The following is a 10,129-nucleotide window of genomic DNA, read 5'->3' on the forward strand; positions in this document are numbered from 1 at the left end:
TGCCTCGCCTGGGAGCAGCGCCAGCCACCTCGGTCCTTCGCGACGCCGCATCTTTGGCTGCCGCCGACCACGCTTCACCACGTAAGGAATCCTGGTTCTCGGCCTGGCATGGGGCCAGCCGTGTGAATCCTGGCCGCCAGGAGTAGGTCGTGCGGATTGTTGTGTGAAACTCGCCGGTTGATGGTGTCGTGGGAGTCATCGTGTGAACGCCAACCGCTTCGTACCCTGTCGTGACACCAGTCGGGTGACTGAGAGCCGCATGCCGCGTGTCGTGCCGGTGGTCGTGTGAGCCCCGGCCGCAAAATCGCCCCATCGAGCGCCCGTGGGAGCTGTCGTGGGAGGAATCGCCGCCATACGCGGCCAGAATCAACACGACTCAGCGCACGACCCCAGCACTACGGCCAGAATCAACACGACTGAGTGCACAACCTCGATGCTGGCCGCCGGAATCTACACAGCTCGCCACAAGGGCGCCCGCCTGCGGCCAGAATCAACACGACCGAGCACACCGCTTGGTTGAATCCGGTCAGAGTCAGCACGATCGATCCCTCGACCCACGCCCTTCCTCGCCCTCCCTCCCCTTGCAATGCACACATATGCGCATCGGCACGTCTCCACGCCGACCGTTGCGTATGTGTGTGCATTGCAAAGGCTCACGCGGGGCGCAGGTCGGCGTGCATCTCCCAGGAGATGATCTCCGCAAACCCGGCAGCCGGTCCCGGCTCGGCAGCGTCCGAATCCGATGGCGCTGCGGTGACCCGACGGCCGCCTTCATCGATGATGCGCACGGCGTCGCCCTCGCCAAGGCGCCCCACCCCCTCGACATCCGCGGTCCCCCGCGCAACGTAAAGGTGGAGGAACGGCGCCGTGGGCAGAGTCACCGAGTGCGCCCGAGCATCACCGCCGCCCCGTTCCACCGGCGCCGGTTGACGGCTCAGCCGGGCGACGTGCATGGCGGCGGCGCGTTGACCGAGGGTGATGGCCGTGGAGCCCGAATATCGGGGCATGCCGCTGGCCACGGTGACCAGGCCACCGGAATCCAGGTCTTCGGAGACGTCCTGACAGCCGTACGACGGGTCCGCACCAGCGCTGTCCGGAGGCACCCACATCTGGACGAATCGCAACGGCGACGGCCGGTGATCGTTGAACTCCGAGTGCCGCACCCCGCGGCCCGCGCTCAACCGCTGTGCCAGACCCGGATGGATCACACCGCCCGCTCCGGTCGTGTCGCGATGGACGAGCGCCCCGTCCAGCACCCAGGTCACGATCTCCACATCCCGGTGGGGGTGTGTCGGGTATCCGTGCCCCGGCTCCACGACGTCGTCGTTGTTCATGATCAGCAGACCGAAACCGACGTTCTCCGGGTCGTAATGGCGCCCGAACGAGAACGAGTGCCGAGACGTCACACCCGGCTCTGAACTGGTGAAGCGGTCAGAAGCGCGTCTGATCACGATGTTTGTCACACCCCCAGTCTCACCCACCGGGCTGCGCGACCGCGTACCCTGCCGGATATGTCTCCGGTACGCGACTCCGATCGCCATGAGCGGACCGTGCATCTCCTGGAGCATGCGACGGGCACCCTGGCGACGGCCGCCATCAGCACGATGGAGGAACGGCTCGCCTGGTACCGGAGCATGCCCCCGGAGCAGCGCTCGTGGGTGGGGCTGGTGATCCAGGCGGGCATCGCCGCATTCGTCGACTGGTACCGGAACCCGGGCGACGCACGCCCGACGCCTACCGCCGACGTCTTCGGCACCGCCCCCCGCGAGCTCATCCGCTCGATCAGCCTGCAACAGGCGGTCGAGGTCGTCCGGGTCGCGATCGAGGTCGTCGAGGACAACGTCGCCGATGTGGTCGGCGAGGAGGACGCTCCCGCCGTGCTCGAGGGTGTGCTGCGGTACTCCCGCGAGGTGGCGTTCTCCGCGGCGCACGTCTACGCCCGGTACGCGGAAGCACGCGGCTCCTGGGACGCCCGGCTGGAGGCGACCGTCGTCGACTCGCTGCTCCGCGGCGAGGTGGACGAGGATGTGCGCTCGCGGGCATCGGCACTTGGCTGGACCGACCAGAACGGGGTCGCCGTGCTGATCGGCCGGCCGCCATCGGCGAGCGACGGCACGGTCGACGCGATACGGCGCAGCGCGCGCAAGGCCGGCTACGACGTCCTCACCGGAGTTCAGGGCGACCGGCTGGTCGCCGTCCTCGGACACGTCGAGGACCCGGTCAAGGCGGCCGACTGCCTGGTGACTCATTTCGGCGACGGCCCGGTCATCGTCGGCCCGCTGGTGCCTGACCTCGTGTCCGCCAATATCTCCGCCCGGGCCGCCGTCTCGGCGTTTCTGGCCGCGGGCGGCTGGCCGGATGCGCCCCGACCGGTGTCGTCCTCGGCGTTGCTGCCCGAGCGTGCACTCTCCGGAGACGAGGAGGCGGTGCGGGAACTCATCAACGAGGTCTTCCTCCCCGTCTCGGAGGCCGGCCCCGTGGTTCTGGAGACCCTCGCCGCCTACCTGGAGACCGGCGCGTCGGTCGAGGCCGCGGCTCGGCTGCTGTTCGTGCATCCGAACACCGTGCGGTACCGGCTGCGGCGGGTCGCCGACGTCGCCGGCCTGATGCCCACTGATCCTCGCGACTCGTACACGCTGCGCATCGCCCTCAGCCTGGGACGTCTCAATCCGCCGTCGTACGACTGATCGCCCGGCTAAATCGCTTTGCAGGCAGTACAGACACGTCGATAGGCTGTATCCGGGATGTCGATCATCGTCTGATATTTCAGACTTCCTGGCCGAGAGTGGGAGGTGACGTGATGGCGCAGGGGCGGACCGTGCCGGCAGTGGATCGCGCGGTGAAGATCCTCAACGTGTTCCTCGACGGTCAGGGGCCGCGCACGGTGCCGGAGATCACGGCGCATGTAGACCTTCCCCGCAGCACGACGTACGAGCTGGTGCAGACGCTCGTCGCCAACAATTACCTGCGCGCCGTCGACGGTTACGGCAACCGCTTCGACCTCGGTATCCGGCTGCTCGAGCTCGGCAGCACCTTCTCGGCCGGGATCGACCTTGCCGAGCAGGGACGCGTCGTCGCCGACACCATCATGGCCCGGTGCAACGAAACCGTCCACATCGCCACCCGGGACGGACGTGACGTCATCTACCTGGTCAAGGCCGACAGCCCGCACGCCGTGCGGATGGTGTCCGGGGTCGGGCGCCGCCTGCCGGCGCACTGCACCGCCGTCGGCAAGGCCATGCTCGCCGACCTCTCCGACGACGAGCTCGCCGAGCTGTATCGGGACGTGACCGATTGGCCGGCGATGACGCCGAAGACCATCACCACGTTCGACGAACTCCTCGACCAGCTGCACACGGTGCGCGGCCGCGGGCTGGCGTACGACGACTGCGAGTCGAACCCGGACGTCAAGTGCGTCGCCGCTGCCGTCCGCGACCTCAGCGGTGCGGTGGTGGCCGGGATCAGCATCTCGGTCCCCGTGCATCGCGCTGACCACCGGCTCGACGACGAGCTCACCCATCACGTCGCCGAGGGCGCACGCGACCTGTCCGCACGCCTGGGATACACGCCCAGACCCGGCCAGGCCTGACCCCGCGCACGCCCCAGCCGGCCAACAGGTGGCCGTCACGGCGCCGTGCGGTGCGGCTTTGTAGGAACCACCCAAACATACTTGGAAGACCTTGTTAACCGCCCCGACCCCTCCTACGGACCGGTAGGCAGGAAGGTGGAAGGGTGTTGGTCATCGTCGCGCCCGGTCAGGGTTCCCAGTCCCCAGGCTTCCTCGAGCCGTGGCTCGAGCTGCCGACGTTCGCGAACCGGCTGGAGTGGCTCTCGGCCGTCGCCGGCTTGAACCTGGCGCACTACGGAACCGAGGCGGACGCCGAGACCATTCGCGACACCGCCGTCGCCCAACCGCTGTTGGTAGCCTCCGGTCTGCTCGCCGCTCTGGAACTGTTCCCGCACCCGGCGGATGCCTACGCCTCGGTCGCCGCCGTGGCCGGGCACAGCGTCGGCGAGATCACCGCGGCCGCCGGCGCACGCGTCATCACCGCCGAGCAGGCGATGGTGTTCGTCCGGGAACGTGGCCGTGGCATGGCCGAAGCATCCGCGACGGTGCCGACGGGGATGACCGCCGTACTCGGCGGAGACCCGGACGACGTGCTCGCGGTGCTGGAGAAGCACGGGCTGACCCCGGCGAACATCAACGGCGCCGGCCAGGTGGTGGCCGCGGGCACCTATGAGCAGTTGGACGCGCTCAACGACAACCCACCGGAAGGCGCGCGCCTCCGCCCGCTCTCCGTGGCCGGCGCGTTCCATACCCAGCACATGGCCTCGGCCGTGGAGCGTCTACGCAGGTACGCCGGGGCGATCAGCACTCATGACCCGCGCACCCGGCTGTTGTCCAACAAGGACGGCCACGTGGTGCACGACGGCCGCGAGGTGCTCAGCCGGATCGTCGATCAGGTCGCCAGCCCGGTGCGCTGGGACCTGTGCCAGTCCACCATGGCCGACCTCGGCGTCACCGGCGTTCTCGAGGTACCGCCCGCCGGCACGCTCGCCGGCCTCGCCCGTCGCGCCATTCCAGGCGTGCAGACGTTCGCCCTGAAGACCCCGGACCAGCTGGACGACGCGCGCCGGTTCGTCCAGGAGCACGGGGAACCGAGCCCGATCACGGACAGCCCCAGCTGGCGGCTGGTCGTGGCGCCGATCAAGGGTTCGTTCAGCGCCGAGCGGATCGACACCGGCGCGCGGCTCGCCAAGGGCGACGTCGTCGGCCGGGTGTCATCGCTGCGCGATTCGCTTGAGGTACGTGCCACACACGGAGGAACCGTGCTGGAATGGCTGGTAGAGGACGGTGACCCGGTGGCACCGGGCCAACCGTTGATCCGGTTGCACCCCGAGGCGGTGGAATGATGAGTGGCTCGATCACCGTACCGGCTTCGTCCAGACCCACCAGGGTTCTCGGCATCGGTGCGTATCGTCCGTCCCGGGTGATCAGCAACGAGGAGATCATCAAGAACATCGACTCGTCGGACGAGTGGATCCGGACCCGGTCCGGGATCGAAAGCCGGCGGTGGGCCACCGACGACGAGACGGTCATCTCGATGAGCGTCTCGGCAGCCCAGAAGGCGCTCGCCGACGCGGGAGTCCAGCCCGAACAGGTGGGCTGCGTCATCGTCGCCACGGTCACGCACCTGTATCAGACGCCGGCCGCGGCCGTGCAGATCGCACACAAGCTCGGAGCCGGCACCGCGGCCGCATTCGACATCTCCGCGGCCTGTGCCGGCTTCTGTTACGGACTGTCGCTCGCCTCGGACATGGTGCGCGCGGGGACGGCCGAACACGTACTGGTCATCGGCGTGGAACGGCTGTCCGACCTGACCGACATCCATGACCGGTCGACTGCCTTCATCTTCGCCGACGGCGCCGGGGCCGCCGTCGTCGGGGCCGGCGACAACGACGACGAGCAGGGCATCGGCCCGGTCGTCTGGGGCTCCGACGGCGAGCACCTGGACCTGATCAGGCAGCGCGAGGAGTGGCGCGAGGCGCTTTTCGGGGAGGGCGGACCCCGGATGCCGCACCTGGTCATGGATGGCAACCCGGTCTTCCGGTGGGCGTCGTACGAGATGGCGAAGGTGGCCCAGCAGGCGGTCGACGCCGCGGGGATCACCATCGATGAACTCGACCTGTTCGTTCCGCATCAGGCGAACATGCGCATCACCGATGCGATGGCCCGCTCGCTCAAGCTTCCCGAGAAGGTCGCGATCGCGCGCGACATCGCCCAGCAGGGCAACACATCCGCCGCGTCCATCCCGCTCGCACTGGAGCGGATGCTGGAAACCGGAGAGGCCACCAGCGGTGACCTTGCTCTCATCATCGGTTTCGGCGCGGGCCTGGTCTATGCCGGCCAGGTGATACGCATACCCTAAAGGTCGCCTCACGGCCTCTCGACGGTCGCCACGACGAGGTGCGGAATCGCTCGGGAAGCCCGAACAGCATCAACCCATTGAAGGAGAGACAGACCCGATGGCCAGTACAGAAGAGATCCGCAGCGGACTCGCCGAGATCGTCAACGAGATCACCGGCGTTCCCGCGGACGACGTCCAGCTCGAGAAGTCGTTCACCGACGACCTCGACATCGACTCGCTGTCCATGATCGAGGTGGTCGTCGCGGCCGAGGAGAAGTTCGGGGTCAAGATCCCCGAGGACGAGGTCAAGAACCTCGCCACCGTCGGTGACGCCGTCTCCTACATCGAGAAGGGTCAGGCCTGAACACCATGGCACGTTCCCAGGTTTCCGTCGTCGTCACCGGGCTCGGCGCGAGCACGCCTGTCGGAGGCGATGTCGCGTCGACCTGGGATTCGCTCCTCGCCGGCCGTTCCGGTGCGCGGTCGCTGACCGAGGACTGGGTCACGGAGCTCGACATGCCGGTGCGCTTCGGCGCACCGGCAGCCGTCGATCCGGCGGAGGTACTCCCCCGGGTCAAGGCGCGCCGCCTCGACCGGTCCGCGCAGTTCGCCGTCGTCGCGGCACAGCAGGCCTGGGCCGACGCAGGGTTCGAGGGCAAGGCGTCGGACGCCGGCCTCGACCCGGACCGCGTCGCCGTGGTCTGCGCGTCCGGCATCGGCGGCCTGCACACCCTGCTCGGCAACTACGACCTGCTCGTGCAGCAGGGGCACCGCAAGGTGTCGCCGCTGGCGATCCCGATGCTGATGCCGAACAGCCCGGCCGCCAACGTCAGCCTCGAGCTGCAGGCACGCGCCGGCGCGCACGCACCGGTGAGCGCGTGCTCGTCCAGCGCCGAGGCGCTCGCCTACGGGCTGGACATGATCCGGTCCGGCCGGGCCGACATCGTCGTGGCCGGCGGCAGCGAAGCGGTGATCCACCCGCTGCCGATCGCCGCGTTCGGCAACATGATGGCGCTGTCGAAGCGGAATGACGAGCCCGAACGCGCCAGCCGCCCGTTCGACCGGGACCGCGACGGCTTCGTCCTCGGTGAGGGCGGCGCGCTGTTCGTCCTGGAGTCCGCCGAGCACGCCGCGGCGCGCGGCGCCCGGGTCTACGCCGAGCTGGCGGGTGCCGGCATGAGCGCCGACGCGCACCACATCGCGCAGTCGGAGCCCGGTGGACAGGGCATCATCGCCGCGACCCGCAAGGCGCTCACCGACGCCGACCTGGGTGTCGAGGACGTCGGCCACGTGAACTGCCACGCCACGTCGACGCCGGTCGGTGACGCCGCCGAGTCGGTGGCGCTGCGCAAGGTCTTCGGCGACGCGGTGGCGAACATCCCGGTCACCGCACCGAAGTCCATGATCGGTCACCTGCTGGGCGGCGCCGGAGCCGTCGAAGCGATGACGACGGTGCTGTCGCTGCACCACGGCCTGGTTCCGCCGACCATCAACGTCGACAACCTCGACGAAGAGATCGAGCTCGACGTCGTCCGCGACGCACCGCGGAAACTCGACGACGACCGGCCCGCCGCACTGAACAACGCGTTCGGTTTCGGCGGCCACAACGTCGTTCTCGCCTTCAGGAGGCACTAGATGACCGCCGTCGCCAGCCGGCCGGTTCCCGCGCAGGCCACGGGCAGACCGGAGAAGCCATCCCGGGACGAGGATCCGCGCAACCCGAACCATCGGCTCGCGGCGCTGCTCGACGCGGGCTCACTCGAGCTGATCAGCCCGGACGACCGCAGCGGCATGCTGGCGGCCGTGGGCACCGTCCACGGCACCCCCGTGGTGGCGTTCTGTTCGGACGCGACCGTCATGGGCGGCGCGATGGGACACGACGGCTGCCGGGTAGTGGTGGACGCCTACGAGCGGGCGCTGGCCGACGGTGTGCCGATCATCGGACTGTGGCACTCGGGTGGTGCCCGGTTGCCCGAGGGCGTGCTGTCGTTGCATGCGGTGGGGCAGATCTTCGAGGTCATGACCCGCGCCTCCGGTGTGATCCCGCAGATCTCGGTCGTGCTCGGTCCGGCCGCCGGCGGTGCCGCCTACGGCCCGGCTCTGACCGACCTGGTCATTCTCGGGCCGGAGGGCCGGGTCTTCGTCACCGGCCCGGACGTGGTGAAGTCCGTCACCGGCGAGGACGTCGACATGCTGCGCCTCGGTGGACCGGAGCCGCACGGTCGCCGCTCGGGCGTCGTACACGTCGTCAGCAGCACCGAGCGAGAGGCGCTGGACCGCGCGCGACACCTCGCGTCGCTGCTGGGCAACCAGGGTGAGACCGCGGTTGACCAGATGCGCGACGTCGACCTCGGCGCGCACCTGCCGGAGTCCGCCAAGCGCGCCTACGACGTGCACCCCATCGTCGACGATCTACTCGACGACGAGACGGCGCTGGAGTTGCATCCGCGCTGGGCGCCGAACATCACCACGACGCTGGGCCGCCTGGGTGGGCGGACCGTCGGCGTCATCGCCAACAATCCGCTGCGTCTGGGCGGCTGCCTCGATTCCACGTCGGCGGAGAAGGCGGCCCGGTTCGTCCGCATGTGCGACTCCCTGGGGGTGCCTCTCGTCGTCATCGTGGACGTTCCGGGCTACCTGCCGGGCGTGGGGCAGGAGTGGGACGGCGTCGTTCGCCGCGGTGCGAAGTTGCTGCACGCGTTCGCCGAGGCGACCGTCCCGCGGGTGACGCTGGTGACGCGCAAGGCGTACGGCGGGGCGTACATCGCGATGAACTCGCGGGCGCTCGGCGCCACCCGGGTGTTCGCCTGGCCGACGGCCGAGGTGGCCGTGATGGGCGCCGTGGCCGCCGTGCGGATCCTGCACCGGCGCAAGCTCGCCGAGGTCGACCCGGAGGTGCGCCCCCAGGTCGAGGCCGGACTCGCCGAGGAGCACGAGCGCATCGCCGGTGGTCTGGACCGCGCGCGGGAGATCGGCGTCGTCGACGAGGTCGTCGAGCCTGCCGTGACCCGCTCCGCCCTGGCCCGCGCCATCGCCGACGCCCCGGCCCGCCGCGGCAAGCACGGCAACATCCCGCTGTAGGCACGGTCGGCACCTGGCGACGTCCCGCGCGGCCGGCGTCAACGCGAGCGAGCAATCATCCTGCGTCGTCGACGTCCGACCAGCTGCGGGCTGTGACCTCGAGGGCTCGGTCAGCCGAGCTTGCCCAGAATCCCGGTCATCTGCTCCGCGTTGAAAGCCCGAAGCGTGGAGGTCCGGATGTTGCCCTGGGAACCGAGGGCCAACAGGAAAGCGGTCCCGGTTTCGTCGTCCGGAAACTCGGCGATCGACACGATGTCGTACTCGCCGACGGTCCAGTAGACGTCCCTCAGGGTGCCACCCATGCGCTCGGCAAGATCGGTGGCTGCCTGTGCGCGCTCGACGGTCTCCTTGGTGTTCCGGACACCCTGATCCGTCCAGTTGATCAAGCTGATGTACGTGGGCATCATCCTCACCCCCCGCGAGGTTGTTCCACACCGACATCGTCGTTTCTGCCAACGACGATGCTTCAAAGCTACGCCCAGTTGGCCGCGTTGGGAACGCTGTGCGCTGTCGAAATCCGACGATGTGCCTCGTCGCCTGTTCTGGCTACCGGCCGCTGGGCCTGCGTGGACCATGCGACGTGGTGACCGCCTCGGTTCTTCGAGCTATTCGACCTCGCCGTACGGTGCTGTGTGATGAGCCGTGAGAGTTTCGCCGGTTTAGGTGGGTCGTGTACCGGGTCGTGCATGTTTCGACCGCCGGCAGCGGGCAGGACGCGCACGACCAGGTACACGACTCCTCACACACGGCTCTGAGCGGCTTTCATTCACACGGCAGCTCTCACGACCGGGCCTGGAACGGACGGAGTGCACACAGCCGCCCACACGACGCGGTTGTGGGCAGCGCCGTGTGAAAAGAACCCGGTCGCCACCCGACCGTGCGGTCCGCCGTGTGAGGTGGGCCGGTCGACGGTCCGGCGGTGCCCTGTCACAGGGCCTGCGAGCATGCCGGCGCGGACGCCCGCAACGCACGGGCGTCTGCGCTCAGCGCGATGTCGGGTCACACGGAAGCGAGGAAGCTTACGCCCCCGCCGAGCGGGGGACGTCCGTGCGTTTCGTCGTTGTGCGTACCGCGCGCCATGTAGCCGCTACATTGAATCCTGATGAGACTCGTCCTCAAGCTTCACGAGGACCTCTTGC

General features: G+C 69.0%; 9 protein-coding genes. 7 read left to right on the forward strand and 2 right to left on the reverse strand.

The genetic code is table 11. The features are described from left to right. Nucleotides 1–653: 653 nt before the first annotated feature. Nucleotides 654–1,406 carry a pirin family protein gene (locus tag G1H10_RS18035; protein WP_216853392.1) on the reverse strand — a complete coding sequence of 251 codons (753 nt, stop codon included), beginning with the start codon at nt 1,404–1,406 and terminating at the stop codon, nt 654–656. A 105-nt stretch (nt 1,407–1,511) separates the two neighbouring features. Here G1H10_RS18035 and G1H10_RS18040 point away from each other — a divergent pair, with 105 nt between their 5' ends. The 7 genes from G1H10_RS18040 (at nt 1,512) to G1H10_RS18070 (ending at nt 8,990) form a co-directional block, all read left to right on the forward strand. Further along, nucleotides 1,512–2,687, forward strand: coding sequence for a PucR family transcriptional regulator (locus G1H10_RS18040; protein ID WP_163740297.1), 1,176 nt, complete (start codon nt 1,512–1,514; stop codon nt 2,685–2,687). Between the two features lie 113 nt (nt 2,688–2,800). Further along, nucleotides 2,801–3,589: an IclR family transcriptional regulator gene (locus G1H10_RS18045; protein ID WP_163740299.1), complete on the forward strand. Its 789-nt coding sequence runs from the start codon at nt 2,801–2,803 to the stop codon at nt 3,587–3,589. Between the two features lie 143 nt (nt 3,590–3,732). After that, the gene (locus G1H10_RS18050) at nt 3,733–4,914 is read left to right on the forward strand and encodes an acyltransferase domain-containing protein (RefSeq protein WP_163740301.1); all 1,182 of its coding nucleotides are present in this window, start codon (nt 3,733–3,735) and stop codon (nt 4,912–4,914) included. Then, the gene (locus tag G1H10_RS18055; protein WP_163740302.1) at nt 4,914–5,930 is read left to right on the forward strand and encodes a beta-ketoacyl-ACP synthase III; all 1,017 of its coding nucleotides are present in this window, start codon (nt 4,914–4,916) and stop codon (nt 5,928–5,930) included. The genes G1H10_RS18050 and G1H10_RS18055 overlap by 1 nt, the downstream gene beginning before the upstream one ends. Nucleotides 5,931–6,027: 97 nt before the next feature. Continuing rightward, complete coding sequence (locus tag G1H10_RS18060; RefSeq protein ID WP_163740304.1) at nt 6,028–6,273, forward strand: acyl carrier protein; 246 nt, start codon at nt 6,028–6,030, stop codon at nt 6,271–6,273. A 5-nt stretch (nt 6,274–6,278) separates the two neighbouring features. Then, nucleotides 6,279–7,544, forward strand: coding sequence for a beta-ketoacyl-[acyl-carrier-protein] synthase family protein (locus G1H10_RS18065; protein WP_163740306.1), 1,266 nt, complete (start codon nt 6,279–6,281; stop codon nt 7,542–7,544). After that, entirely contained in the window at nt 7,545–8,990 is a 1,446-nt protein-coding gene (locus G1H10_RS18070; RefSeq protein ID WP_163740308.1) for an acyl-CoA carboxylase subunit beta, read from the forward strand. A gap of 110 nt (nt 8,991–9,100) precedes the next feature. Here G1H10_RS18070 and G1H10_RS18075 read toward each other — a convergent pair whose 3' ends face one another. Next, entirely contained in the window at nt 9,101–9,394 is a 294-nt protein-coding gene (locus tag G1H10_RS18075) for a GYD domain-containing protein (protein ID WP_163740310.1), read from the reverse strand. Nucleotides 9,395–10,129: the final 735 nt, after the last annotated feature.

It is taken from the genome of Phytoactinopolyspora halotolerans, assembly GCF_010550675.1.
In the GTDB taxonomy this organism is placed as follows: domain Bacteria; phylum Actinomycetota; class Actinomycetes; order Jiangellales; family Jiangellaceae; genus Phytoactinopolyspora; species Phytoactinopolyspora halotolerans.

Excerpts from the sequence above, each read along its gene's own strand:
- G1H10_RS18040 (WP_163740297.1), top strand. The coding sequence starts at position 1,512 with ATGTCTCCGGTACGCGACTCCGATCGCCATGAGCGGACCGTGCATCTC.
- G1H10_RS18045 (WP_163740299.1), top strand. The coding sequence starts at position 2,801 with ATGGCGCAGGGGCGGACCGTGCCGGCAGTGGATCGCGCGGTGAAGATC.
- G1H10_RS18055 (WP_163740302.1), top strand. The coding sequence starts at position 4,914 with ATGAGTGGCTCGATCACCGTACCGGCTTCGTCCAGACCCACCAGGGTT.
- G1H10_RS18060 (WP_163740304.1), top strand. The coding sequence starts at position 6,028 with ATGGCCAGTACAGAAGAGATCCGCAGCGGACTCGCCGAGATCGTCAAC.
- G1H10_RS18065 (WP_163740306.1), top strand. The coding sequence starts at position 6,279 with ATGGCACGTTCCCAGGTTTCCGTCGTCGTCACCGGGCTCGGCGCGAGC.
- G1H10_RS18070 (WP_163740308.1), top strand. The coding sequence starts at position 7,545 with ATGACCGCCGTCGCCAGCCGGCCGGTTCCCGCGCAGGCCACGGGCAGA.
- G1H10_RS18075 (WP_163740310.1), bottom strand. The coding sequence starts at position 9,394 with ATGCCCACGTACATCAGCTTGATCAACTGGACGGATCAGGGTGTCCGG.